This window comes from Pseudohongiella nitratireducens (assembly GCF_001642735.1).
In the GTDB taxonomy this organism is placed as follows: Bacteria; Pseudomonadota; Gammaproteobacteria; order Pseudomonadales; family Pseudohongiellaceae; genus Pseudohongiella; species Pseudohongiella nitratireducens.
This window is the reverse complement of the sequence record NZ_LWHM01000033.1, coordinates 41,212-68,057: the sequence shown is the minus strand read 5'-3', so window position 1 is coordinate 68,057 and position 26,846 is coordinate 41,212. Positions and strand designations below refer to the sequence as shown.

The following is a 26,846-nucleotide window of genomic DNA, read 5'->3' as shown; positions in this document are numbered from 1 at the left end:
GATATACAATAGCCGCCCACAACAATAGGTAAAAAATGCGATACGGCAATGCGCATCTCCCCGCATACACGGGCAATATGGAAGGCATGAGAATGCTCCTACGAAAGTCTGAAAAACAGCTATTCCCTGATCAGGGAAGATATAAGCAGAGTCAGGCGATCGGAGGGCGCAGTAGTGGGGGGTGGATGCCTTTCAGCAAGCTGGCTCGATAAACCAGTACAACTGAAGTTTCGGCAGTAGCGGGAAGAGATGTCTGTGGTATCACCAAACCCATATGAAAACAGTTATGGTTGTGATGACAATCAGCGCTGGAGTGATGAGACTCATTCTGAGAGGGATTGCTTTTATGCACTTCTCTTTCGATGTCAGCCGACGCCAATGAATGTTCATGGTGCGTTGCTGACGCGTGGTGAAGCTGCTCTTCATAGGCAATAGAAGTCACTGACTGCAAAGCAACCATGAGCGCTACCGCTAAAATGAAACAGCGTTTGATCATAAAATCTACCTAGAGTTCGTCAATAAATTTACCAGAACCACAATACTAAAGAAAGACCTCCAAATTCTACACGATTCCTGCAGGCGGGTTTTGACCCAGCCTTGAGTGCTGGTAATAAGGTCGTCGACGACGACACATTTCTGTTTATAATGAATAAGGGTTGAACTCATGTAGATCATGCACGAGAATCGCGAGCACTCAAATGGTTGTTAGGTATCAACGCGGCTAAGTTTGCTCTAGAGTTAGCAGTCGTCTGGATAGCGTAGTCTACTGGCTTGATCGTAGATTCGTTAGATATGTTCGCAGATGCCGCAGTTTACGGGCTGGCACTATATGCAGTGGGGCGCGCCAGCAGCTTGAAGTTACGTGCAGCCCATCTGCCGGGCCTTTTACAGATGCTGCTCGCGTTGAGCGAACTTAGTGAGGTCGTGCGACGTTTCTTTTTGTGTAGTGAGGATGTTTCCGGATTGATGACAGGCTTTCGGGTGCAAGCGTTAACAGCCAACATCGCTTGTCTCACAATAATCCATCGCGAAAAAATCAGCGGCTCACATATGAATGCCAACTGGATTTTCTCGCCCAATGACTTTATCGCCAACTATGGCGCCATTCTCGCCGGTGTGTTGGTCTGGCCAGTATCGAGTTATCCAGACATGGTGATTGGTTTTATTATTGGTTTCATCGTATTAAACGGTGCCTGACGCATTCTTCAGCTTAAAAATTATCACGTTGGACATTTTTACGTGCTTCTATGATGAGCACTACCTTGAACAACACGTTAATTCCCCCGTTTACAATAGAACCATCAAGCGGGGCGTAAATATCCCTTAATTGAGGACTCGATAGGCTGCCTGTGTAGATCGTGTCGAATCGTGTTTGACAGCTAGAGCCTAGATAGAGAAAAGGGTTCGGCGATTTCGACCACACCCGCACCTGCAACAACGGAGGTGGCTCCTATCAGGAACCGGCGCCGAGGCTCATTCTCTTCAGTCATTTCATGCCTATCCTCTGTTTATTTGCTGCCTTACCACTGTGGCAATGGACTGCGCATCAGACTGATTCGCTCGTAATAAACCTGACGTATCCAAAGTGCCGCCTTGATTGCAGTATCCAAAAGCGATACATCGATCAACGCCAAGATCCAGAGGGCGGCAGACACCCAGCAATATTTCCGGTCGCAGGTGTGATACAAAAATTCGCAAACGAATGTCATCGGGAAACAGGCTCGTGTGGGCAGCCACATCGCTGACATAAGTCTGCTCATAAAGGTCTCGCGGTTGGCGAAAGCGACCCGGTTCCAACAGGTACGTTATGCGGCATTGAATACCTTGTTTAGACAAAGTGCGTTTTACCTCCTGACAAACGCCTAATTGATAGGCGCCTACCGCGACCAGTTGTACCGGTGCACCGTCAGTCTTATCCAACGTCAATGCGCCCTGCTCTGCCAACTGGGCTGCCTGCTTGGGTGTGAATACTGTAACAACGTCATTTTTGGGAATCGTCATCCCCCAGATTTGACCCTGGGTCTGGTAACAGGCATCGAGGCAGGCGACAGCACTATTGGCATCGGCGGGATACACAACTCTCGCCATATCGCTCATTTCCCCCAGCAGTACCTCGCCAAAGGCGGAATCCTGATGGGATTGTTCATTCTTTCCGTTCTCCCATAGATGCGAGGTGGCAATCACCGGCACCGACAGCCAGCCCGGCGGTCGCCCCAGCGCTTTTTGATGGCGCGCAAAAATGATTTCCTGGCGCAGTGCACCGATCATTTTCATGGCGAAGGCTTCATAGCTCACCACCAGGTTCAGACCGCCTTTGTTTCCCAGCGCCGCGTTTACGACCGCCTCTTCATTGAGTGCGGTAATCACCGAGCCGTGAATGGATTCGGCCACACCCTGTTCTGGCTTCAGCACCCGGTGCTTGAGCAAATCCAGTGTCTTGCCCATCCGGTTGCTACTCAGCTCATCCGGGTTGCCGATACGGACCCGCCTATCGGGATTACCAAGGTGCCATTCGCAGAATCGCGCGTCCACCGCTGCCATCGGCGATATCGGGTCGCCCTCGGTTTGCCATTGTGGTTCTGTGGGAGATTGAAGCATGACGTTGCGCATACACAGGGCATGATGTTTTTCTGATACGCGATTATCGGCCTCATGCTGCGCAATTTGTGAGATAGCCAGTTCCAGCTCACTTCGCGGAAGAAATAATTTGGCCGCATGTTCGTTAAACAAGTTGCGGGAGTGTTCATCAATACTGGGGTTACCCGGTAGGGGCGTGCCGTGGGCGGCATTGGTACCGGCACCGTAAAAGCCGTAGCCTTTTTCTGTTTCCGCTATTAGGTAAGGCAGCTTCACCGGATAGTGCATATGGCCTTCACGGATGTGCGCGCTGCAGGCTTCCAGCCGCGCTTCGGATTCAAAAATACCCCAGACAAACGCCGCCGGATCACGCCCGTCGATGGCGATGGGGTGAAAATCATTGTGTTCCAGATGTTCGTAAAACCAGGACAAACCACCTTGCTGATACATTGTGGAACGCTGGTCAATGCGCCTGCCATTGGCAATCATCACCGGTGTCACCAGCCCGCAATCCTCGGCGCGCCACCAGCGGCTGGCCCAGTCGCTACCGCGCTGTTCTTCAAAGGCACCGTCACTTAAAAACGCCACTAGCCTTTCGCCGGATAAGGGCATATGCACGTATTGCAGTTCAGCGAAGCCCAAATAGCCGCCCTCAATCAGGCCACCGGCGGTGTGAGGACTCACATGGCTACCCAGAGGAACGCCGGGGCGACCATCATCCGTTATGGCGTAGCTGTAAAAATCCTGCGCTAGCTGTGTCAGCCCCTGTTCACTCAACGGATAGCGTTCAGACTGCTCCGGATAGAGGTTTTGCAACAGCACGTTGACCGAATCGATGGCGGCCACACAGTGCCCTTGTCCCATCAACCAACTGCGGGTGATACCGGCCAGGCGATTGGCAGCCATATAGCCCACATAGGCAGGCACCATATTCAGGGAGCCGCCGGTATGCCCCTGAGGGTTAGTTTTAAAATCTGATGGCCCGAGTGCGCTGCCGCTGAAATCCACTCTGTTGCTATAGGTCATATGCACCACCAACCACATGGACGCGCTGGCAAGGCGATCTGCGGCAGACAATATATCCAGCACTTCATCGATCTGTTTAAACCGTCCTGTACACAGCAGTTGCTGGCAAAGATCGAACACTCTCACCTGCGTTTCGTCCCGGTGTTGGATCACACCATAACCTTCCGCCCAGCGCGCAAAGGAGGGATAGGTATCTCGATATAACTTTGCCCGCTGTTGTGTCCGATGATCGTTTTGTTGATCTATGGCATACATGGAATTTCCTCAATCAGTCAACGACTGAAATTCATTCTAAAAAGAAAAGTGGTGTTGTATGGAGCGCAACATAGAATCCGCCTCATCGGCGGCCACCACCCAACACTGCACTGGTGATGCTGGTTGCGATAAAATCAGTGGTAAAGCAGACTGAACCAGAGGCTCTTTTAATGCAATACCCAAGTGGGAAAGACCGGACAACAAGCGGCAGCAAATATCGACGTTGTTTTCCGCAATACCGCCGCTAAGCACGATACCGTCCAGCCCGCCCAGAATGGCGAAATACGCGCCCAGTGTTTTCTGGAATCGATAACGGAAAAAATCAAACGCCAGCTGGTGTTGAAACTGTTCGCTCGCAAACAAATCCGCCATGTTATCGATTCCGCCGGACAAACCCCGCCAGCCGGATTCGCAATTGAGAACCCTGTCGGTATCCTCGGGCGTCCAACCCTCCTGCCGCTGCAACCAAGTCAGCAATCCGGGATCGATATCTCCGCTGCGCGTGCGCATCAACAACCCTTCATTGGGCGTAAAGCCCATGGTGGTATCGACTGGTTTGCCATCGCGGATGGCAGCCATGGAACAGCCGCTTCCCAGTTGCGCAGTCACCAGGGTGTAGTGTTCGATATCGGGATTCACTGTCTCCCACTGTTTGACCATGGACTCATGAGCAAAACCGTGAAACCCGTAACGGCGTAATCGATATTTCTCAGTGAGTGCGACGGATAGTCCATAAATCTGTGACAGCACCGGCAGGTCGCTGAAAAACTCACTATCGAAAATCGCAAAAACGGGAATGGAAAATCGGGTATTCCGAAGCTGCTCAATCAGTTCAATGGCCGCCTTATTGTGCAGTGGCGCCAGTGGTATCAGGGTTTGCAGTTGCCGAAAATTATCGTCGTTGATGGGTATAGGTTTATGATATTCAGAGCCCCCGTGTACGACTCTGATAATCACCGCGCGAACAGCATGATTTGTCAGCACATCGATCAGCCAAGGGGGCGCGCCAGGATAAGTCTGCGCAGCTGATTGGCCGACACCTGCTTGCCCAATAGCAACAGGCTCCGTTGCACCCGCATATTCAAGCGCCGAGACGTTATGCGTGCTCCACTTGATGGATGAACTACCCGGATTCAACACCAACAGAACCGGTTTGTCATAGCGCGGCAAACTGCTCATCAGCTGGATAATCAGTCGGATGACTGCAAGCGGTTATAAATGGCCGCCAGCAACCACCCGGCGATACCCGCTACCACGAACCAGGCCACCAGCCCGATAACGACACCAGTGAGAGTCAAGTGCCAACCCATCTCATTCAGTTGCATATGCACCATTTCTCCGGACATGGACAACATCATGGAAGGCATTAACATCACCAGCAGACTGCAAGCCAGCCACAGTATCGCCGCGGTAATCGCGCTGGCCATCCCGAATTTGAACGCATTAAGTGTCATGATTATTCCTCCGTTTATGGTGGTGTATCTGTGAGAAATTAGTGTCTCTACAAATCCCCGAACCGGTTGGCAGACTGCGCCATACGCATCATTTCGTGCTCCTCCAGCGATCGGAGTGATTCCATCAACTCTTTGGCAGAGGAGATCTCCGCCCTGGAGGCGAGATAGCGATACAGTTCAATCACCTGCTGGTGTTGATCGACTATCACCTCCATGATTTGCGGATTATCTCTTCGATTACAGGCGCAAAATGTCACGATAGCCCGCGACATTCACCGCAAACGCGGTGTGCTCCTGCAAGTGCACCCGCATACCTTCAAGGGCTTCCGGGTCACCGTGAATCAGTTGAATTCGAGTAGTATCGGTCAGCGCTGACTGCTGTAACCACTGGGTCAGTTCGAGGTAGTCTGCGTGCCCCGACAAACCGGAGATGACTTTGACAGTGGCTCTCAACGGTACCCAGCCTCCGTGGATTTTAACCCCATCAACACCCTCCAGCATTTTTGCGCCGCGAGTGCCGCCCGCCTGATAACCGGTAAACAGTACCGTGGTTTTAGAACTGCCTAACAGGCGTTTGAAGTGGTGGAGAATACGACCCCCGGTAGCCATGCCGCTGCCAGCGATAACAATATGGGGGAAAGCCTGTCCGGCAATCGCCTTCGATTCGTCCACCGTGCGGGTATAGGTCACGCCATCGCATAGGCGGTAGCATTGCTCGTGACTCAACCGGTGCTGATCACTGAACTGGCAGAAAATATCCGATACTTTGATCGCCATGGGGCTGTCGAGATAGATGGGCATTTTGGGGATATCGCCCTGATCCATCAGGGTCGCCAACAGATGTTGCAAGGCCTGCGCCCGCCCTACCGCAAAGGCCGGGACTAGCAGCACGCCGCCGCTTTTGGCGACACGGTTAACAATTTCCGCCAACTGCTGAAACGGATCTTGGGTGTCGTGCCGGCGGTTGCCGTAGGTGGACTCCATCAACAGCAGATCCAGCTCCGGCAATGGTCGAGGGGGGGTCATTAGCACATCATCGAAGCGACCGACATCACCAGAAAAGCCGATTCGTTTCCCTTCCGCTTCAACGATAATGCTGGCGGCGCCGAGAATATGCCCGGCGGGCTGCAGATAAAAGCGGATATCCCCAACCTCGATCTGTTCATCAAACTCCACAGACTGAAATAGCGTCATGCTGGCTTCCGCCGTTTGACGGTCGTAAAGCGGCTCAGGGTGCGCGTGCTTGCCCAATTTATGTTTGCTGTAATACTTGGCGTCTTCCTCCTGGATATGGCCGCTGTCGGCCAATAAAATCTGACACAGGGCCTTAGTGGCGTGATGGGTAAACACCGGGCCGCGAAAGCCGCGCTTGTATAGCACCGGAATATAACCGGAGTGATCCAGATGTGCGTGGGTGAGCAGTACCGCATCCAGCTTATCGATGTCCAGAGGCAAAGTTTGCCAGTTGCGTTCCCGCAGCCATTTGTAACCCTGGAACAAACCGCAATCGACTAAGACTGTTGTCGTGTCTGTTTCCAGCAGAAATTTTGAACCGGTAACAGTCTCGGTACCACCGATAAAGGTGATTTTCATAATGATTGTCCTGGCATTTTAAGCATACTGATAACGGGCTCAATCAGTTGCGACGTGATATCAATAACATTGGAAGAATGGGGGATAGTATTGGACGTGACCAGCTGGCTTAGGCCGGAGGCAAGTAAGGTTTTATCGGAGTGATCGGCAAATATACCGTGTACCGCCACACACTGAATGTTGCCGATACCTTTGAGCCGAAGTGTTTTAACGCATTCCAGAATTGTTTGCCCGCTGGAGATAACATCATCGATAATCACTGCCGTTCTATCTTTGAATTCGTTGATGTCGGGCAGCATGACTTCGACTTGGCGATCCCCGAAGCGCTGTTTTTCTCCAATCACAAAAGGGTGTTGACTAAAGGCAGCAATCTCAGCAACCCATTGCTCACTCTCGCTGTCCGGCCCAACCAACAGTAGGTTGCTTTGCGTTTTGAGCCAGTGCGCTAATGCCGGAGCCCCTTGCACAACACGACTGGGTATGGAATAGATTTCATCCAGGGAATGATAGCGATGCAAATGTGGATCGACCGTAACCAGCCAATCAGCATGTTGAGAAAGGGACTTGGCAAAAATACGTGAAGTAACCGCTTCCCCATCAACAAAACGGCGATCCTGACGCATATAACTGAGGTAAGGCACCACTAACCCCACTTGCGACGCTCCCAGCTCCCGCAGTGTTTCCAATAAAAACAACAACGGCAGATATTTGGTGTTGGGGTGTGACAGGTCAGCCAGAACAATACAGGCGCGATTTTCTACATCAGATTGAATACGCAGATAGGACTCCCCATCGGGAAACTGCCGAGCGTTAAATTCGCCAGGTTGACCACCAATCGCTTTACTGAGTGACTCAACCAACGGATGATTGTTTAGGGAAAACATCAACGGAGGTTTATTGTTCACTGCCATCGCCTCGCTCATCGTTCCTTCTCGATCATAAAAATTGTCGATTGGCGATAAAAATCCATCGCATATTGTTGCTCTCCGATCGTATCGGAACAGAGCGTAAATAAAGGTTGTCCGACAGTGATCTTGTCGCCGACGCAGGTATGAAGACGTAACCCCGCAGCTGCTGTCGCCGGAGCACCTGCCAGCTTCGCCAGACGCGCGAGTTGACGATTGTCAATAGCGGTAAGTGTGCCCGCTGCTGTGGCCGCTTCGGTATGTTGGTAGCTGGCGTCAGGCAGGGCTTTCATCCCACCCTGCGCGGCCAAAATGCGCTGGAACTGCTGCCAGGCTTTACCTTCATCCAAAATCGCGATTGCTCTTTCCAGCCCTTGTTCATAACGCTCTTGATAAGCAAGTGAAAACAGATGTGCAGCCAGAAACAAGGCTCGCTCCCGAAGATCCTGCGGTGCATTTTCCTCGCACTGCAATACCGCCAGCACATCCCGCGCCTCTTCTACTGGGCCGATACCAAGCCCAACCGGTTGGCTACCATCCGTAATAAGGCAGCGAATTTGAATACCACAGGCAGCTCCCACCTGGGTAAAAAGTGAGGAGAGCCGCTCGGCGTCTTTTTGCGAACGCACCTTAGCGGTAGGGCCAACGGGAATGTCTATCACCGCATGCGTGGAACCAGCAGCGATTTTTTTAGATAAAACCGAGGCGATCAACTGCCCTTCACCATCCAAATCCAGGGCCCGTTCAATGCGAATCAACAAATCGTCGGCAGGACTCAGGTTGACAGCTCCACCCCAAACAAGACAGGCATGGGTTTCAGCCACTACGCGTTGAATCTCATTGAGCTCCAGATTGACGGTAGTCAATGCCTCCATGGTATCCGCAGTACCGGCAGGAGAGGTGATCGCCCGCGACGAGGTTTTAGGGATGGTGAGTCCCACAGCGCTGACAATGGACACCACGAGCGGTGTGGTGCGGTTGCCCGGCAGCCCACCGATGCAGTGTTTATCAAGAACCATGGCTTCGTCTGGCCAGTTCAGCCGCTTACCACAGGCCACCATGGCCTGGGTGAGACTGATGATTTCATCTACGTCTAAACGGCTACCCGCGCACACACTGAGGAAGCTGGCGATTTCGATATCCGAATAGCGGTGGTCGCCGATGTCCTCGACAATAGCGGTAATCTCTTGATCACTGAGTTTGTGTCCAAAGATTTTTTTGCGCACGGCGGCAAGTGATGTCACTACCGGTGCGTGGTCGACACTAACCGCGGCGCCATCATCGACGTCCAAGCGCTGCATGGCACTTTTAGACAACCCTGCACTCCCGGAACTCAGTACCTGTTCGTCCACCACATTCAGCGTGGCGATAACGCTGTTTTCCCCGTACCGCAGCATGACACGGCTGTTGGCAGTGAAACCTTCAGAGCGGCAGATGTGACAATCACTGCGCATATACACCACCGGTTCCTGGTGGGTGTCGATGCCCATGTCGATCACCTTAAGTGTGTTAATTTGATCCATTAGCATTTCCTGAACAACAAAATTTAGCCATTGCCTTTCTTTCAGTGGCCAGCAGGCTTTCTCCACCACCATTTTTAATGGTGATGTTCATTATCCTGACTCAGGTGCACAACCTGCTTTCGTTTTTTAGATCCCAGAAATAGTTGCTCGCCGATAGCGATTAGCATCATTGTGACAACGGCCACACCCAACACAAATGGGTCTGAATTCAACTTCACCCAAACAAACCCGCTTAGTGCAAGCAAATCTAATATAATCGCAGTGACGGGAACCCAGCTTTTAGCTTTAACATCGTCCAACAAGTAGCGCAGAACACCCCAATGAATGGCGATATCCATCACTAGATAGAAAACGATGCCAAGTGCTGCTATACGGGAAAGATCAAAAAACGCTGTGAGCACAAGACCGAGTACCACGGTGTATACCAATGTATGTTTCTGAATGCTGCCAGGCATACCGAAGTGTCGGTGAGGCACCAACTTCATCTCTGTTAGCATCGCGAGCATCCTGGAGACCGCAAAAACACTGGCAAGAATCCCACCCGCCGTCGCAAGCATGGCAATCGCAACAGTGAACCACACGCCATACTCACCGAGTGCGGGTCGAGCGGCTGCAGCCAGGGAATAATCACGGGTTTCGATAATCTCACTGAGTGAGAGGTTGCTGGCCACCGCAAAACCAACCAATGTATAGATGACGACACAGGCAGCAATCGAAATAACAATGGCGCGACCAACATTGCGGTGTGGATCGACCACCTCGGAACCACTATTGGTAATGGTGGTAAAGCCTTTGAATGCCAGAATCCCCAGAGCCGTGGCGCCGAGAAAATTACTGGTTGAACCGGTCTCGCTTACCTGGTCAAAGTCCACCGCCAGGCCATCAGCCAACCAGATTCCGACGAGGCCAATAATCAGAATGCCGCCAATTTTCAGTAGACCGATGAATCCTGCAACTCCTTGAATCAGCCGATTACCCAGCAGGTTCACAATGAACGCCGCCAAGATTAGGGAGACGCCGAGTATAGGCGTCATTTGTCCTGATGGGTCACCGCCAAACAATTGCATGGTGTAGGAACCGAACGTACGCGCGAGAAAGCTCTGAGCGATGACCATCGAAAAATACATAAGTAGTGCATTAAATGCAGTGGGCAACCGATCGCCATAGGCCTTATGCAAATACATGCCAATACCCCCTGCTGATGGGTAGGCATTGGATATTTTGATGTAAGAGTAAGCGCTGAAACCAACGATGATTGCGGCCGAGAGAAATGCCAATGGGAACAATGCACCAGTCATCTCTGCCATTTGACCGGTTAGCGCGAATATTCCCGCCCCGATCATCACCCCAGTCCCGAGCATCACCGTACCTGATAGAGTGAGGCTACCTTCGTCGTAATGTGTCGAACGATCGTCTTTTTCCTTCATTCAGGACTCCTAAAAATAATGGTTAATCCCCTTTCTGGGCTTTCGGTGCAAGGTATGCAGGCTGCTTAACTGCAATTCTCTATTTATCGACATTCACCATGGAGGTATACACTAGCGCTTGCGGCCAGCGCCCGGGGGTATTTGATGACAGCTCCACGGTTCGTGACTGGCGTTGTTTTTAACGTTCTGATCGACAAATTTGTAATAACCTTCTTTAAAATGCGTCCACCAATCATGGCTTACTTCGACGCCATGCTTTTTCAACACATCTTCGATACCATCCAGACAAATCCTGGAGGCGTCATAAGCAAGATTCAGCACATGACTTTTTTCATCAATGGAAATGGCGTCGAGCCCGTAAAGCTGATCGACTTCAGCAACCACTGCTTGCAGGTTGTTCTGATCGGCAGGTTCCAGTTTTAAATGGCGTACCACAAGATTGATTTCTGATACGCCCAGCCGATGCTCTTTTTTGCTCATTTTCGATTTCCTCTAATGAGGCGGCATCTTGTTGCAACAATGCGCTTCATGCCTGGCGTTATCCTTGATATTTTCATCCGTCTGTCGCTGCCAACTAAGCCTTGTACGGTTCCACCAACTATCTTTAATAACCGCGCCATGTTTTTCGACAATGGCAATCATTTCATCGATATTATGGTGAGAGGCGTCATAGGCGATTTTGAGAGTACCTTTCGTCATGTTCAGCCAAACACGGTCAACACAAGGAAGTCCATCCAACTCCGCTGTGATAGCATGCGCGTTACTTTCATTCACCCCGCGCAAACTTAAGCTGTGCTTGGTTAGAAAACCCGGATTGATACCCAGTCGATGCTCTGCCACCACTTTCTCCAAATTATCGATTACTAACGATCAATAGTCCGCTTTGCTTATTTCTTAATGTGTTTAGGACGACTCTTGCGAGCTTCGACCATGTTGTCCATCATCTGCCCCATCATCATCTGCATCATCCCCATACGCTCTTCCATCATTTTCATGCGCTCTTCGGTAGAGCTGGATGCCATGTCGCCTTCACCCTGATTTAGCGTCATCATGCATTGCTGCATCTCTTTCATATGTGCTTCGATGAGTTCATCCCGTTTGCCTTGGTCTGCTTCCTTTTTCAGCTGACCCATCAGGCGCTCCATGGATTTTTTGTGTTCTTGCATCATTGGCATCATTCGCTCATGGCTCATCATCATGCTGCCTTGCTTACCCTGTGTGTTCGGGTCACCGTCATGTTGATGCTCACCTTCGGCGAAGACTGGAGATGCCAATAATGCGGAAATAGCGAGTGCTGACATTAAATTTTTCATTGTTTTATCCTCAGACAGTTTCAGGTTCATTGATTTTAAATTTCGGAATCCACGCTGGCGTAGATTCCATATAATGGCGATATATTTCGCCAAATTCTTCCAGCGCCATCCGCTCCTCTCGCTTAGCGAGTCGCACGTAGACCACTACCAGTATCGGGAACATCACGAGCGTTGGAATGGTCGGCCACTGCAACAGGAAGCCGAACATAATCAAAATAAAAGCAATGTATTGAGGATGACGGCAGCGGGCATACCAGCCTGTGGTCGCCAACGACCGGGTCTGCTGCGCCTTGTGCAGTACACCCCACGCCGAGGCCAGCAAAAAGAAACCCAAAACGATCAGAACATTACTGGCGATATGCAGCGGATCCCAATGTGGATTACCTTCAAAACCAAGCAACGTGTGCAACAGGTGGCCGTTTTCGTGGGACAGAAAATCAATGCCAGGATATTTTTCCGCCAACCAGCCGGAGAGAAAATAAATGGTTAATGGAAAGCCATACATCTCAGTAAATAGGGCAATAACAAACGCCGAGAAAGCGCCAAAGCTTCGCCAATCGGTTTTGGTTTGCGGCTTGGTAAAGCTGAAGGCAAAGAAGATAAATATCGCTGAATTGAGTATCACCAGCGTCCAGAGGCCGTAAGCAGATTCACCGTGCATGCTTCTTCTCCTGTAATGTATTGGGTTAATGGTGATGACGGTTTTCGTTTTCCCGACGGCCTTCCTCCAGCCCCCGCTGATAGGCATCCTGATCGGATTCATCCTCGTGCTTGCCATGGTCACCGTGACCGCCATGCCCCCCATGTCCGCCATGCATAAACAAATGCATAAACGGACAGGCTAAGAGAATCAAGAAAGGCAAAAACTGCCAGACGTGTTGCCGATGCTCGATCAATAGGAAATAGCTTGCCGCTGCAATTAAACCCAGGGCGGCCAGACCTTTGGGAGTCAACCAGAATGATGATTTTTGGGTTGCCATGTCACACCTCACCTGTGAAATTGAAAATCGTTGTCTGTTGCACTGCGTTTATCGTGTATCCACAGCAGATCGTTGACTGGCACGATGCAGACCAGCCCTTCGCTATCGGCATTAACATGCGCCGCATCCACAATCAGCTGCGCAATTTCCTTCGCCTGCTCCGCCTTGGCATAAATCTCCATTTGAATATGCTTGATCAAGTGGTTTTCGTTAAAACTATCGAAGTAATAGCCCCGGCCGCGAACCGGGTGTAAGGTAAAGCCCTTCACACCGTGTCGTATCAGGGTTTCTACCACTTCTTTCAGGCGAAACTCATCAAAAATGGCCGTGACTTTATTGATGTCCATCAGATCCTCCTGCCTATTTCACCGTGATCTGTCCACGGTACATCTGCATCTGGCAATGAAACGCGTATTCACCTGCTGCCAACGCGGGTAACTGAATGGTTTTCAATTTATTCAATGGCAGGGTGTCGCTGATTTGCAGTTCGGGGATCAGTAAAGTCTCAGAACAGGGTGATTGATCTTTGCGGATAAATTTGATTTCGACAGGTTCTCCGGTCGGCACTTTAATCCGCGAAGGAGAATAGGTGCCATTTTCAACAGTAATCACCAAATCGCTTTCCCCCAGCTCGGCTTCTTTCGGCTTGTAAAGCCAGAACCACCACACAATCAGAGCGATTAACGCCAATCCGGCTATATTGATCAGTAACATGTCGCATTTCTCCTGGTGTTGGACTTAGTGTTCCTGCGCTTTAAACAAACGCAGTCGATTGGCGTTGGTCACAACAGTGAGTGATGAAAACGCCATCGCAGCCCCGGCAATCACCGGGTTCAACAACAAACCCAAGAATGGGTACAACACGCCAGCCGCAAAAGGTACGCCGGCCACGTTGTAAATAAAGGCGCCGAATAAATTCTGTTTGATATTGCGCAAGGTCGCTTTACTCACTGCAATGGCATCGGCCAAACCATGTAACGAACCCCGCATCAGGGTGATGTCGGCACTTTCAATGGCCACATCGGTACCTGTGCCAATGGCGAAGCCGACATTGGCGATGGCCAGGGCTGGCGCGTCGTTGATGCCGTCCCCGGTCATGCCCACCACTTCGCCTTCCATCTGCAGTTCCTGCACTTTTTTGGATTTTTCTTCCGGCAGTACTTCGGCGAAAAATTCCTTGATACCGGCTTTTTCCGCCACCGCTTTGGCTGTGGCGCGGTTATCGCCGGTGAGCATCACCACCCGTATACCGTTATGTTGCAGGCGCTTGATGGCAGCGATGGAGTCTTCCTTAATCGGATCGGCTACTGCGATAATCGCTGCGAGCTTATTATCAACGGCGAAATACATCGGCGTTTTAGCCTCGGCGGCCAGCGCCTGGGCCTTTTCAACAAAATCACCCAGTTCGATAGTGCGCTCGCGCATGAGCTTTTCATTGCCGAACAACAGTGTTTTTCCGTCCACGTCAGCCTGCACACCATGGCCGGCAATGGCGTTAAAATTGGAGACCTTGCCCATTTCGATCCCCCTTTCCTGAGCACTTTCAACAATAGCCATCGCTAAAGGATGCTCGGAGCCTGATTCAAGCGTTGCTGCCAATCGCAACACCGCCTGCTCGTCATGTTCACCTGCCACCAATACATCGGTAACCTTCGGCGCGCCCAGGGTGATGGTGCCGGTTTTATCCAGAATCATCGCCGATATCTTCGACGCGGTTTGCAGGGCCTCGCCGTTACGAATCAGCACGCCCGCCTCTGCGGCCTTACCCACACCCACCATCACCGACATCGGCGTGGCCAGACCTAGCGCACAGGGACAGGCGATAATCAATACGGTGGTCGCCGATACAATCGCAAAAGCTACCGCTGGTTCCGGCCCAAAATTCAACCAAGTCAGGGCGCTCGCTACAGCGATAATCATGACCACCGGAACAAAATACGCTGAGATGACATCAGCCAAACGACCAATGGGCGGCTTGGAGTTTTGTGCGCGCTTGACCATATTGATGATTTGCGCCAGCGCCGTGTCTTTACCAACGCGGGTAGCTTTAAACAGAATTGAGCCTGACTTATTGATGGTGCCCGCCGCCACGGTATCCCCAGTGGCTTTTTCAACCGGCATCGGCTCGCCGGTGAGCATGGATTCATCAATCGCGGTATGCCCTTCAACCACCTCTCCATCGACGGGAATTTTTTCGCCGGGACGCACCCGCACCACATCGTTCAGCAGTACCAGTTCGATGGCAATATCGAGTTCTTTATCGTCGCGAATGACCCGTGCTGTTTTTGCCTGTAAACCAATCAGGCGCTTAATGGCCTCCGAGGTACGACCACGGGCTTTCAGTTCCAGTGCAAGGCCAAGATCAATCAAGCCGATAATGATCGCCGTAGCCTCGAAGTAGACATGGCGCGCCTGATCGGGAACGGCGTCGGGAAAAAACACCACCACCATGGAATACAACCATGCCGTGCCAGTACCCAAAGCAATCAGCGTATCCATATTGGCAGAGTGATTGAGAAAGGACTTCCAGGCGCCGACAAAAAAGTGCTTGCCGGAAAAATAGAGAACACCAAAAGTCAGAATACCCACGACCAGCCAGGCGATGCGTTCTGTGGTGGTGTTGACGTTGACTTCACCGGTGATCAGCGCATAGGCCATCAAAGGGCCACCCAGTGAGAGAGCAATCCAGGTTTCTTTCATCAAGCGCTTGTAATAAACCTGATCCGCCTTTTCTTTTTCGGCCAATGCATCATCTTCATTCTCAGCAGCCGCAAGCTTGGCGTTATAGCCCGCCTTCTCCACCGCCTTAAGCAAGTCAGACGCGGCTGCATTGCCAATCACGCTGACGGTGCGCTGAGCGAAATTCATTTCCGCGTTCTCCACACCCGGTACCGCCTTCAGAGCTGATTCGATTTTTCCCACACAGCTGGCACAACCAGCACCCTCGATAATCAGTTCCTGGTGCGCCGCGCTATCAACATGATTATGGGGACCAGAACCGTTTTCATGATTATGATGCTGTGTGTTGTTATCGGTATCTTTATGACAACCCGGTTTGCCGGATTCCGTGTTCACTGAACTCATGGGATCACTCCTGAATTATTTGATGACCGCCGCAGGAAAACCCGCCCTATGCAATGCCTCTATCAACGCGTTAGACTCGACCCTGCCAACGACCGAAGCGACACCCGTCGCCAGATCCATACACGCATCGCTTACGCCGGAAACAGAGCGTAGCGTTTGCTCAATGCTTCTTACACAACCACCGCACGTTGCGCCCTGCACCTGTAGCCGCTGCAGCGGGATATCGCTATCTGAGTCAACACTGCTCCGAGTGTTAGCTGCAGTGGATGACTTGCTGGCGCAACAGCAGCCGCTCTGGTGCTTAGTAGGGCTCTCGAAATTCTGTGTATTCATGACAAATCCTTATGTTAATTTACTGAGCAAACTCTTCAATTAGGTGACAGATCATATCGCCGGTCGGCACCTTATCCGGCTTTTGGCTCCACTCGATCGCGGCCTGTTGCATGCGTTCCCGAAGTTGCTGAGTCTCCGCGAACCGTTGCTCAGTTTCATTCAGGCGGTGTTCAATCAAGCGGCGCACGGTTGGGCAAGGAGATTTTTTCTTATCCGCGTGGTTCAAGATTTCCTGAATATCTTCAACGGAAAAGCCCAGTTGCCGTGCACTTAGCGCGAATCGCAAGCGGTTGTAATCACTTTCGCTGTATTCCCGATATCCATTGGTTTTGTTCTTACCCGGTTTCAGAATCTTGATCCGGGTATAAAACCGCACGGTATCGGCCGTAACTCCTAAACGCCTGGCCATTTCGATAACTTTCACACAGCCCTCCTCGCAGCTCAGTCTGACTATCGCAAGATTCAGATTAACCCCGAAGCTCTGTTCCTTGCCTTGATATGATTCAATCATCAGTTCCAAACCCGAGAGAAAATCCAAAGACTTTATCCGGCTTTTTGCAACCTTACACCTGTGTCCAAGACACAGGTCAAGAAATTTTCATTAACAGGCATCAAGTTTCTGTACTCAACACTACACGCCCCTCGATCTGTAGCCTTTACGCCGTCAACCGTCAATATTGGCCAGATATCCTGTCACGTCGCTTCCGCATTGAATCGACCCATACCCAACTCCCAAGCGGCACTTAGACTTGTACATTGCCACCGTAGAACGAAGTTTCTGACCTTAGGATTACACGTTCATTACATTGCTGTAATGAACGTGTAATCCTGTTTTCTGACTCGTCGGAACGCACGTTGCTCCCAGCGCAAAGCGGCAGAACCGTCAGCAAAAATTTCAAAGGTTCAAAAACCAGAATCCACAAAGGCGAAACCACTCACGACACAGGTATAGGGGTTGCTATGCCAGCGGAATTACCAGTCTTATCAGGCCTTTTCGGGGACGCCGAAAAATGCATATGAGAGCCGCGCTAGCAGTGGTCCCGGCACGGTATAGAACATATCGCAAGCGTTGTGACTCATAGTATTTATATAATATGACCTGGTGGCCCCAACTATTCCCTAGATTGAACAGGCCGACGCACAGTGATTTGTCGAAAAAGAGCCTTAGTCGCAATGACCAGTTGGGCACTTATCACAGGCTTTGAAGTAAATCACTACTGTCGGCATTTTGGTGACAGTGCATTGTCGAAACTGTGAGGCTAAGTCCGGCCGCCTAATCACCACGGCCATTCGGGTTGATAGGGTGGGAAGTGACTGCAGGAACTGGAATCGTATGATCCAGATCCGCTATCGAGACGAACGAGCCATGATTGAGCGCGTTTGCCCATGCGCGAAGGTGAATGGGCCTTTTCACCCTTTCGAGAAGCATTTTATGCATCCTCTCAGCGCTCCTACTTTGGCCAATTGCCGGTCCACTTTCAAATACCATATTAATTTATGAAAAAAGAATTACCTCAAAATTACATTTTTGTAATCTCCAGATCATGTTTAAGACAGAATAAAATCGTTATAATCAGGCTGTTTAAGCCGTCTTAACACTATTTATTCTGCTAAGTCAGTCGAACAAGGAGGAATCACAAATGTCAGACTCCAAGACAGCTGAACTGTACCGAATGGTAACGGAGGACCATGTGTGTCCTTACGGCTTAAAATCGAAACACCTACTGAAAACTCAAGGATTTCACGTGGAAGACCACCACTTGAAAGACCGGGAAGAAATCGAGGCATTCAAGGCCGAACATGATGTAGATACCACCCCACAGACATTTATCGATGGCGCCCAGATTGGTGGTTATGATGAACTACAGACTTATTTTGGTAAAGAACCCACAGATGAGGACGAAACAACTTATTGGCCTGTTATCAGCCTTTTTACCACTACTTTCCTGATGGCTTTGGGAGCAGCTTCGATAGCTGAAGGACAATGGCTGTCCTTACGCACTTTCGAATGGTTCATCGCGTTCTCAATGTGTGCGCTTGCGTATCTAAAGATTCGGGATGTGGAAAGTTTTTCGACCATGTTTCTTAACTATGATCTTCTAGCGCAAAAATGGGTACCGTACGGGTACGTATACCCCTACGGAGAAGGTATTGCTGGCGTGCTTATGATTGCCGGGGTGCTAAACTTTGTTTCGATCCCCATCGCCTTGGTCATAGGCACAGTAGGTGCCATCTCGGTTTTTAAAGCCGTCTATATTGAGAAACGAGAACTCAAATGTGCTTGCGTCGGAGGCGAAAGCAATGTGCCATTGGGTTTTATATCACTCACGGAAAACCTCATGATGCTCGGCATGGGGGTATGGATGCTTGTCAAGCATAGCACTCTAGGATAGAAGCGACCAACAGGTTCTCAACGTAATGTGCTTTCGAGATGCCGAATTGGCGACTTCCTCCTTCACACAACAAAATCTTCGGCACATTGGGGAATCGCAGTCTCTAAGCCTACACGAAGGGCAGGTATGGCAGACCTTTCTACAGCGTCCGATTTCTAAATTGTAGTTAAGGCTTAATGGACCTTGACTGACGCCTTAGACAAAGCTTTGTAGTTCACAAAATGAAACATACCAAGGGCTGATACATTCCATGATCGGGGGGGGGGACGATTGCCATGACCACCAACTCCCTGTCGGTGATCGGTAATTTTTGCGTCCAAAGCGGGTAAGGCTGGATATAGTCTATATGACGGATTTGATACCAAAGTGAAAACCCCGTCTAATGGACCATATAGAAAATATTCTATGAAAAAAAGACCAAATATAGGGTGATGATCACAGTCTACACGGCATTACAACGAGCATTCTCGTAGGTGCAGTGCTATGCTTTATCTTCGCTGAACATGGCGCCAAGTCCTTCAGTATCTGCCTTTGATGATTATGCCGCATTGCCCACTGATGCACACCTGCATGCACAAGGCACACTGCGATGCGCACGATCATGATCATGCCAACGTTGGGCATAATCACCAAAATGAAGAAGAGGCTTCTTGCCGCCGCATGGAAGAAAAACGCAGGCAAGTGGATCTAAAACTGTGATCGTGATACCTGAAAAATCATGGCTTCCCTATCTGGGTTACCGTTTTGTGTTCCGGATATCGATCAAGCTAGCTGCCAGGAGCCTGACAATGAGCAACAATGAGTATCGACTGAGTGTTTCGGCAGTTAAACTCATTAATAGTCACCTAGGCCTTTTTGAACTGGCTAATGCTGTAAATTTGAGCGCAGCGATTGCAGAGACTGGCCAATTATATGGTCTGGATGAGGTCGATTTCGATCAAAAATATGCCAAGTCTAATTCTACATACGACACATTTCAGCTGCACGTGCAAAGGGTGTAAGAAAGTTTGGACAATCACGTTATTCAACTGACGCGGGTCTGGTGGGCACAAGTCAAGATTGACGATTACTTGTTCTGCTTCCGGCTATCCGTAAATTCGGTCGACTCATTATGAATACCTATCCAAAATTTACCAATGTTGCCTGGATGCTAGTGGTTACTCTGCTTTGGGCCATCTGCTTTCCGTTCATCGTGACCGGGCTACCGGATGCCCCACCCTTGCTGTTTGCTGCTTTGCGTGCTTTTCTGGCCAGTGGAATACTTTTTGCGGTGTACATGGTAAAGCGCGTGCGCGAGCCATATCTTTTTAACCTCCAGGACACTGGCCAGTTGGGCCTCATCGGGTTGTCGTACACGGCGATGGGCTTTGGCGGCATGTTTTTAGGGGCCGGTCATCTGTCTCCAGGGCTGGCAACTGTTCTGGCAAGTACGCAGCCATTGATTGCTGCGGCAATCGCCGCCGCTTGGCTGGGGGAAACTTTGAAGACCAAGGGCATAGCCGGGCTGTTCGTCGGTTTTTTGGGCGTCGCCTTGCTTTCTTGGTCCGGATTTGGCAATAACAATGCCGGTTTTTTGTGGGGAATCATCTGGGTTCTTATGGGCGCTTTTGGAGTGGCCATTGGCAACATCCTGTTAAAAAAGCGTGGCGGGGGATCAATTGCCGCACCCATGGCTGTCCAATTGTTAATAGGCGGCGGAATACTTTTGCTTGCATCTGCGATCAGCGGTGAACAATGGGATATTCGGTGGACATTTCGATTCACCGGTTCCTTGCTCATTCTATCTGCTTTGGCGACAGCCGCCATGGTATTCTTGTGGTTCGGGCTACTGGCTCGTGCGCCTTTGAATCAACTGAACGTTTTCAGCTTCCTGACCCCGGCGCTTGGCCTGCTTATTGGCTATTTGTTCTTTGATGAACGGCTGCAACTCGTCCAGATCTTGGGAATCATTGTGATCATTTTTGGTATTGCCTTAATGCACACTAGCGACGCTGTCCTAGATCCTACCCATAAAGCAGGGCTTTCTTCGCCAATTAAACCACTAGGCTCGTGAATGAATCGACAAAGAAACAATGACTGAAACAACATTTACCCAATAATGAGTACACTTTTTCACCACAATGAAAAGAGGAAACTAGCTATGAACAGTTCGAACGCACCTGATGTTCGTTTACGTATCGTCCCGTTAGGCAACACCTTGTCACTGCTACTGGCAATCAGCTACCTGCTCTGCGTGGGCTTTGGCCTGCTTGCACCGGAACAGATGCGCATGTATGAGGCTTGGGCGCCATTGTTGCCCGGTTTCGAATGGCTTACGTGGACGGGCTTTTTCATTGGCTTAGTCGAAGCCTATTTGTACGGTTGGTATATCGCGGTTTTATTCGTACCCTTGTACCGGCTGTTCTCCAGAAATGGCCATTGACGGCATCACACCCGTCATAGGTCGAACGAACCGTTTGAGAACCTTCGACCATTATTCGCAGGCTGTTGGCGAATTTTCAAACTTTATTATTTATGCCTATGAAGCTTAACGCGAATAGCTTCAAATGAATCGTTTATGAACAGGTTAACGAAATTTCTGCGGGAATATCTGGGCGATGTGGGAGTGGTGTTTTACACCTCCGTAGTGATTATCACTGCCTTCGTCACCACCTCCGTGCTTTATCCCGATGCGGTGGAATCCACAGCCCAGCAAATTCTCGATATCACCGCCCGGAAACTCGGCTGGATGTATCTGGTGGCAACCACCGGCTTTGTGTTGTTTGTCCTGTTTCTCGCCCTTTCCAAATTTGGAAGCATTCGCCTGGGCGCGGAGAATGAACCGCCGGAGTTCTCGTTCAACAGCTGGCTGGCGATGATATTTTCAGGTGGAATGGGTGTCGGTCTGGTTTTCTGGGGCGTGGCCGAGCCGATGATGCATTTCAATGATCCGCCCCTTGGCCTCGCCGAACCCCGTACCTCAGATGCGGCGCAACTGGGCATGCGCTACGCGTTTTTCCATTGGGGATTCCACCAATGGGCCAATTTCACACTGGTGGGGCTGGCCATTGCCTATGTACGTTTTCGTCACAGCAGTCGCGGCTTGATCAGCGAAAGCTTCCGCCCGTTACTGGGCGATCGGGTGGACCGCGGCTGGGGCAATATCGTCGATATCCTGGCCGTGGTCTCCACCGTATTCGGCGTCGCAACGACTCTGGGCCTTGGAGCGTTACAGGTCAACAGCGGCCTGGCCAATCTGGGATTGGCTGCCTACTCGACGACATCACAATTCTACATTCTCGCGGGACTCGCAACCTTGTTCATCATTTCGGCAATGACGCCCCTCGACATGGGAATTCGCTATCTCAGCAATGCCAATATGGTGCTCGCCGCCGGACTGTTATTTTTTGTGCTCGCCACGGGACCGAGCGGTTTTATCTTCAGCGAACTCACCCAGACAGCGGGTGAGTACCTTGGCAATATCATAGAGATGAGCCTGGTAACTACTCCCTATTCCCACGAACACTGGGTGGAGCAGTGGACCATGTTCTACTGGGCATGGGGGTTGAGCTGGGCCCCCTTCGTAGGCAGTTTCATAGCAAGAATCTCAAGGGGCAGAACTGTCCGCGAGTTCGTCCTGGGCGTGATGATCGTCCCCGTGGCTTTAAGCATGTTGTGGTTCGCCACCTTCGGTGGCTCCGCCATCTACTTCGATTTGTTCGATGGCGTCGCCATTGCAGATGCCGTGTCGGAGGAAGTGCCGGCCGGACTTTACGTACTTCTCGATCAGTTACCCTGGGGCGAGTTCGCGGCCATACTGACCGTGGCGCTGGTCTCCATGTTCGTGGTGACTTCTGCGGATTCCGCCACCTTTGTGCTGGGCATGTTCACCTCCAAGGGGGTTCTGACTCCAACACGGTTTGTTCGCATCCTCTGGGGAGGTCTTCAGCTACTGATGGCGTCCGTCCTCTTGCTAACCGGTGGGCTGAACGGGCTGCGAACCGTATCCATTATCGCCGCTTTCCCCTTTATGTTGTTGATGCTGCTGATGGCATTCTCCCTTCACAAAGACCTCGCGGCGGAGATCAGGCGGCGGGAGGAAAAGGACCAATTGCTCCACACCCGGATTGAACAATTACTAATGCGGGAATCCGAGCGGGACGCGGAGCGCCGGGAAGAGGAAGAAATTCATCCAACCGCTCCGGAGGAATGTCCCGTGCAGAAGTGCGACAACTAGCCAATCCGAACCGCCTTCATTGGGATTTGTGATCGTGGCTAAAGGTTGCCTCCACAACCTCGTCCCGCTACGGCAGCTGTATGGCCAGCCAAATACGGTAGGGAGCCTCGCTTTAGGGTATTGGCACCCTCGCCAATCAACCCGTCGGACACAGAAGCGCTTTCGAAATGACTGAATACAATGAGAATCAGCATCGATTGATTATCACGCTTCCAGAGGGCTTTGATCGGTAGGCCCTGACAGGTGAACGCGTGGGATTGATAGACGTTATCGATCACCTACAAGGCCCCGCTTTACAAATTCAATGTATATAGCTTTTAACGCCAGTGTTTGGACTCTATTTTGGTTACGCCTATTTTTGTGAAACACTATCGTGGATACAATGACTGGGCATCCTCCTGATTATAGGAGCCATTCTCCTGGAGACCTCGTTGTCCAAAGAGCAAGTGGCTTTAGTGAATGTGTAACCAGAAATTCAACCTGAATGAAATTTTGAAAACGGCCTACCAATAAGGTAAAACCATGACCAAATCAGAGAAGACAAAACAGCCCTATAAAACACAGCTTAAAAATCTGCAAATTCAGCTCGTCAGGTTGCAGCGCCACATTATCAAGAACGATCTGCAGCTACTGGTCATTTTCGAGGGAAGGGATGCAGCTGGTAAAGACGGCATGATAAAGCGGATCACCGAACATTTAAGTCCGCGAGAGACGCGAGTGGTCGCGTTGGGTAAACCCTCAGAGAAAGATACCAACAGCTGGTACTTCCAACGCTATGCAGCCTTTTTGCCGAGCCGCCAGGAAATGGTACTCATGAATCGCAGCTGGTATAACCGTGCAGGCGTCGAAAAAGTTATGCAGTTTTGTACAGAAGCGGAATACGATCAGTTTCAAAAAACAGTCGTCCCTTTCGAAAAAATGCTCTGTGATTCCGGCATACAAATCATTAAATACTATCTCGACATATCGAAAGAGGAACAGCAACGGAGACTGGAGGATCGAAGAGTAAACCCCCTGAAACAATGGAAAATCAGCCCTATCGACGATACCGCTATCAAACATTGGGATGATTACTCGGCCGCCCGCGACGACATGTTACAACACAGCCATAGCGAGCATGCCCCCTGGTATATTGTCAAAGCCGATAACAAAAGGCGCGCCCGCTTGAATGTCATACGGCATTTATTGTCTATTGTTGATTGCCCTGACAAAGATCAACATTTGACGAAAGCAGATGCTAAAGTCGTATTCCAATTTAGCAGGTAATTTATCGAGAATGAAACAGAAGATCTCAAGCCTAAAGCTTAACTTGTAGTGGTCAGTTACTGCCGCCACTACCGAGCCATAACCAGCATCATAGAAGTCAAAAATAGTTGGTATCGGAAAAATACATCACCAATTGGCCACACATGAGGATTTCATTACTCGCTAGAATATTAAAGGAGCTTCGGGAATTGTTACTGCAACCGACGTCGAAATATACCCAATGACAAAATCAACATTGGAATTGCGATGGCGATCAGGCATAAGCTTTCATCCCACAGATCCCTCCAGCCGACACCTTTTAAAAACACACCGATAATAATATCCATGTAATAGCGCAACGGACTCAGGCGGGCTAACGCCTGGAGAACGTCTGGCATCGCCTCCACGGGCGTCAGGGTACCCGATAGGAACATCACCGGAAACAACCCAAAAAAAGACAATAACAGGGCTTGTTGCAGGGTTCGGCTATAGGCGGCGATCAGCACCCCAAGAGCAACGGCACTGAGCAGGAAGAATCCCGTAAGGATCAGAAACAACGCGAGGCTGCCACGCATTGGCACGTCAAAGGCACGCACAATCAACAGGCTGGGAAACACGGCCAATAGGCCTATGATCATGGTCGGGGCAATTTTGGCGAGGAACAGCTGGAACGTGGAAATCGGCGCAACTAACAGTTGCTCTAGGGTACCACGTTCCTTCTCACGCACAATCGAGGCGGCGGGATGAATGACGCCCACCATCATACCGGCCAGGGCAATCATCGACAGTACCATGAAGCTCGATGTGGTCAGTTGCGGATTGTACCAGACGCGTGTCACCGCGATTGCACCGGTGTTCGCTGCAAACGGCAGTTGTTCGCGGACCAGCCTGGCAAGAACACCTCTCGCGTTATACAGCGAGTTAGCGGCAATATTGGAATCGGTGCCGTCCAATAACAATTGTAGTGTCGTCTGCTCACTGGAACGAATCGACCGCTCAAATCCCGGCGGTATCACGAGGATGGCAGTCACCTTGCCGTGCGCTAAGTGCGTTTCCGCAACCGATACCGCGCTTTCCTGATACTGAAGGTCAAAGGATTCACTCAGGGCAAATTTTTGCACCAACTCGCGACTGATAGTACTGCGGTCCTGGTCAACAATGGCCAGCGGCACATCTTCCACGTCAAAGCTAAGCGCGAGGGTGCAAAACACCGCTTCGACGGTGTATAACCACAAAATCAACACCAGGATCACTCGATCGCGAAAAAACTGGATAACTTCCTTGCGCAGCAGGCCAATCATCGCTATGGACATATCAGGCCACCTTCTGCTTCATACGCCAGACAGCAAACACGAATACCACCAGGGTGTACCCTATCAACAGCAGCAGATTGGGCAACACTGCCTCAACACCCAGCCCTTTTAATAAAATCCCTCGCGACACCTCCATAAAATAACCGGCGGGGAATAACCGACTGTAGAGCTGCAGGCTGTAAGGCATTGTAAAAATGGGGAACAAAAATCCGGAAAACAGGAAAGACGGCATCAGGGTGACGATCAGGGTAATCAGCATGGCGGCAAGCTGCGTTCGCGCCAGGGACGAAACCAGCAACCCGATGCCCACCGTGGTAAACACATAAACCAGTGAGGCGACAAACAACAACGGCAGGCTACCGGCGATAGGAATCTCGAACCAGACAAAGCCGACCAGGATGACCATCAGGATTTCGAGAAAAGCCACCAGGGCATAGGGCAGCAGCTTTCCCAACACATACTCAGCGGAGCGCAATGGCGAGGCATAAATCTGTTCCACGGTGCCTGTTTCTTTTTCCCTGACGATGGCCAAGGTGGTCAGCAACGGCGGAAAAGCCATCAAAATCACCGCAAACAACCCGGGAATGACAAAGTTGATACTGTTCAGGGACGGGTTGTACCAAACGCGGGTCTGCATCTCAACGGGCTCGGGCCGCGGCGCGGGAAAATAAGCGATGACGGCGTCGATATACGCCATCCCCAACCCGGCAACCATTGGATAGCCGCCATCGACGATCACCTGCACCGGCGCCGGCTGATCCCTTAGCAGCGCCCGGCCAAAACCGGGAGGAATCACAATGCCTGCGCGGATACGGGATTGCTGCAGGCTGCGGTCAAGGTCGCGAGTATTGTGACGGTATTCGATGATGTCGAAATAGGGAGAACCAGCAAAGCGCGCCACCAGCGCACGACTGGCAGGCGTATTGTCCTGATCGTAAAGACCCAACGCCAGCTCATCAACATCCATATTGATGGCATAGCCAAACAAAAAAAGCATGACCAGCGGCATCACCACGGCCAGCGCCAGCGTCACTGGGTCCCGCACCAGTTCCCGAGTTTCCTTGAGCAGCAAGGCAACAATGCGACGCGCGTTCATCCCTCACCTTCGCTCAATGATGCGCTATCGGCCCGTGCAACTGCGGTGAGAAAAAGCGTTTCCATATCGGTATCGGGCGACAAGGCGAGAGATTCAATGAGTGCATCGCGGCT

The 26,846-nt window shown here is 50.9% G+C and carries 29 protein-coding genes; 7 read left to right on the top strand and 22 right to left on the bottom strand.

Annotation, left to right across the window (positions count from 1 at the left end; all coding sequences use genetic code 11):
• Positions 1–151 precede the first annotated feature (151 nt).
• Positions 152–496: a hypothetical protein gene (locus PSCS_RS12830; RefSeq protein ID WP_068812496.1), complete on the bottom strand. Its 345-nt coding sequence runs from the start codon at positions 494–496 to the stop codon at positions 152–154.
• 296 nt (positions 497–792) lie between these two features.
• On the opposite strand from PSCS_RS12830, the gene PSCS_RS12825 reads away from it, so the two are divergent.
• Positions 793–1,197, top strand: coding sequence for a cation transporter (locus PSCS_RS12825; protein ID WP_068812495.1), 405 nt, complete (start codon positions 793–795; stop codon positions 1,195–1,197).
• 182 nt (positions 1,198–1,379) lie between these two features.
• On the opposite strand, the gene PSCS_RS16480 is transcribed toward PSCS_RS12825, so the two are convergent.
• The 19 genes from PSCS_RS16480 to PSCS_RS12735 all read right to left on the bottom strand — a co-directional run bounded on the left by PSCS_RS16480 (position 1,380) and on the right by PSCS_RS12735 (position 16,981).
• Positions 1,380–1,490, bottom strand: a complete 111-nt coding sequence (locus PSCS_RS16480; protein WP_082866605.1) for a ubiquinol-cytochrome c reductase iron-sulfur subunit N-terminal domain-containing protein — start codon at positions 1,488–1,490, stop codon at positions 1,380–1,382.
• A gap of 7 nt (positions 1,491–1,497) precedes the next feature.
• On the bottom strand, positions 1,498–3,858 hold the full coding sequence (locus PSCS_RS12820; RefSeq protein ID WP_068812494.1) for a phosphoketolase family protein: 2,361 nt from the start codon (positions 3,856–3,858) through the stop codon (positions 1,498–1,500).
• Between the two features lie 36 nt (positions 3,859–3,894).
• Entirely contained in the window at positions 3,895–5,037 is a 1,143-nt protein-coding gene (locus PSCS_RS12815; protein WP_068812493.1) for an acetate/propionate family kinase, read from the bottom strand.
• 11 nt (positions 5,038–5,048) lie between these two features.
• Entirely contained in the window at positions 5,049–5,312 is a 264-nt protein-coding gene (locus PSCS_RS12810) for a DUF5676 family membrane protein (RefSeq protein ID WP_052041364.1), read from the bottom strand.
• Positions 5,313–5,359: 47 nt separating this feature from the next.
• Positions 5,360–5,527, bottom strand: coding sequence for a hypothetical protein (locus PSCS_RS12805; RefSeq protein ID WP_229694565.1), 168 nt, complete (start codon positions 5,525–5,527; stop codon positions 5,360–5,362).
• A 22-nt stretch (positions 5,528–5,549) separates the two neighbouring features.
• Positions 5,550–6,905: an MBL fold metallo-hydrolase gene (locus PSCS_RS12800; RefSeq protein ID WP_068812492.1), complete on the bottom strand. Its 1,356-nt coding sequence runs from the start codon at positions 6,903–6,905 to the stop codon at positions 5,550–5,552.
• Entirely contained in the window at positions 6,902–7,810 is a 909-nt protein-coding gene (locus tag PSCS_RS12795; protein WP_317621811.1) for a ribose-phosphate diphosphokinase, read from the bottom strand. The genes PSCS_RS12800 and PSCS_RS12795 overlap by 4 nt, the downstream gene beginning before the upstream one ends.
• A 14-nt stretch (positions 7,811–7,824) precedes the next feature.
• Complete coding sequence (locus PSCS_RS12790; RefSeq protein ID WP_397387503.1) at positions 7,825–9,339, bottom strand: thymidine phosphorylase family protein; 1,515 nt, start codon at positions 9,337–9,339, stop codon at positions 7,825–7,827.
• Between the two features lie 68 nt (positions 9,340–9,407).
• The gene (locus PSCS_RS12785) at positions 9,408–10,760 is read right to left on the bottom strand and encodes an APC family permease (RefSeq protein WP_068812490.1); all 1,353 of its coding nucleotides are present in this window, start codon (positions 10,758–10,760) and stop codon (positions 9,408–9,410) included.
• Between the two features lie 111 nt (positions 10,761–10,871).
• Entirely contained in the window at positions 10,872–11,240 is a 369-nt protein-coding gene (locus PSCS_RS12780) for a hypothetical protein (protein WP_068812489.1), read from the bottom strand.
• Positions 11,241–11,252: 12 nt separating this feature from the next.
• On the bottom strand, positions 11,253–11,600 hold the full coding sequence (locus PSCS_RS12775; protein ID WP_068812743.1) for a hypothetical protein: 348 nt from the start codon (positions 11,598–11,600) through the stop codon (positions 11,253–11,255).
• Between the two features lie 47 nt (positions 11,601–11,647).
• Positions 11,648–12,073 carry a hypothetical protein gene (locus PSCS_RS12770; protein WP_068812742.1) on the bottom strand — a complete coding sequence of 142 codons (426 nt, stop codon included), beginning with the start codon at positions 12,071–12,073 and terminating at the stop codon, positions 11,648–11,650.
• 10 nt (positions 12,074–12,083) lie between these two features.
• Positions 12,084–12,734, bottom strand: a complete 651-nt coding sequence (locus tag PSCS_RS12765) for a methyltransferase family protein (protein WP_068812488.1) — start codon at positions 12,732–12,734, stop codon at positions 12,084–12,086.
• Between the two features lie 25 nt (positions 12,735–12,759).
• Entirely contained in the window at positions 12,760–13,053 is a 294-nt protein-coding gene (locus PSCS_RS12760) for a DUF2933 domain-containing protein (protein WP_068812487.1), read from the bottom strand.
• Positions 13,054–13,061: 8 nt separating this feature from the next.
• Positions 13,062–13,400 carry a P-II family nitrogen regulator gene (locus PSCS_RS12755; protein ID WP_068812486.1) on the bottom strand — a complete coding sequence of 113 codons (339 nt, stop codon included), beginning with the start codon at positions 13,398–13,400 and terminating at the stop codon, positions 13,062–13,064.
• 13 nt (positions 13,401–13,413) lie between these two features.
• Positions 13,414–13,767, bottom strand: a complete 354-nt coding sequence (locus tag PSCS_RS12750; RefSeq protein WP_068812485.1) for a cupredoxin domain-containing protein — start codon at positions 13,765–13,767, stop codon at positions 13,414–13,416.
• Between the two features lie 24 nt (positions 13,768–13,791).
• Entirely contained in the window at positions 13,792–16,137 is a 2,346-nt protein-coding gene (locus tag PSCS_RS12745; protein ID WP_188619112.1) for a heavy metal translocating P-type ATPase, read from the bottom strand.
• 15 nt (positions 16,138–16,152) lie between these two features.
• Complete coding sequence (locus PSCS_RS12740; protein WP_068812484.1) at positions 16,153–16,470, bottom strand: heavy-metal-associated domain-containing protein; 318 nt, start codon at positions 16,468–16,470, stop codon at positions 16,153–16,155.
• Between the two features lie 19 nt (positions 16,471–16,489).
• Positions 16,490–16,981 carry a MerR family transcriptional regulator gene (locus tag PSCS_RS12735; protein ID WP_082866642.1) on the bottom strand — a complete coding sequence of 164 codons (492 nt, stop codon included), beginning with the start codon at positions 16,979–16,981 and terminating at the stop codon, positions 16,490–16,492.
• 1,129 nt (positions 16,982–18,110) lie between these two features.
• Between PSCS_RS12735 and PSCS_RS12730 the strand changes: the two genes are divergently transcribed.
• From PSCS_RS12730 to ppk2, 6 genes are all read left to right on the top strand, one after another.
• A complete protein-coding gene (locus PSCS_RS12730) occupies positions 18,111–18,863 on the top strand; it encodes a MauE/DoxX family redox-associated membrane protein (RefSeq protein WP_068812483.1) in 753 nt (250 codons plus the stop codon).
• Between the two features lie 788 nt (positions 18,864–19,651).
• The gene (locus PSCS_RS12725; RefSeq protein ID WP_068812482.1) at positions 19,652–19,864 is read left to right on the top strand and encodes a hypothetical protein; all 213 of its coding nucleotides are present in this window, start codon (positions 19,652–19,654) and stop codon (positions 19,862–19,864) included.
• Positions 19,865–19,974: 110 nt separating this feature from the next.
• A complete protein-coding gene (locus PSCS_RS12720; RefSeq protein WP_068812481.1) occupies positions 19,975–20,916 on the top strand; it encodes a DMT family transporter in 942 nt (313 codons plus the stop codon).
• An 87-nt stretch (positions 20,917–21,003) separates the two neighbouring features.
• On the top strand, positions 21,004–21,285 hold the full coding sequence (locus tag PSCS_RS12715) for a DUF5676 family membrane protein (protein WP_068812480.1): 282 nt from the start codon (positions 21,004–21,006) through the stop codon (positions 21,283–21,285).
• Between the two features lie 135 nt (positions 21,286–21,420).
• On the top strand, positions 21,421–23,079 hold the full coding sequence (locus PSCS_RS12710) for a BCCT family transporter (protein ID WP_068812479.1): 1,659 nt from the start codon (positions 21,421–21,423) through the stop codon (positions 23,077–23,079).
• 522 nt (positions 23,080–23,601) lie between these two features.
• Entirely contained in the window at positions 23,602–24,345 is a 744-nt protein-coding gene (gene ppk2 / locus PSCS_RS12705) for a polyphosphate kinase 2 (protein ID WP_068812478.1), read from the top strand.
• Positions 24,346–24,536: 191 nt separating this feature from the next.
• Here the strand turns inward: ppk2 and PSCS_RS12700 are convergent, their stop codons facing one another.
• Both PSCS_RS12700 and PSCS_RS12695 read right to left on the bottom strand, forming a co-directional pair.
• Complete coding sequence (locus PSCS_RS12700) at positions 24,537–25,637, bottom strand: ABC transporter permease (protein ID WP_068812477.1); 1,101 nt, start codon at positions 25,635–25,637, stop codon at positions 24,537–24,539.
• Between the two features lies 1 nt (position 25,638).
• Entirely contained in the window at positions 25,639–26,733 is a 1,095-nt protein-coding gene (locus PSCS_RS12695) for an ABC transporter permease (protein ID WP_027948886.1), read from the bottom strand.
• Positions 26,734–26,846 lie beyond the last annotated feature (113 nt).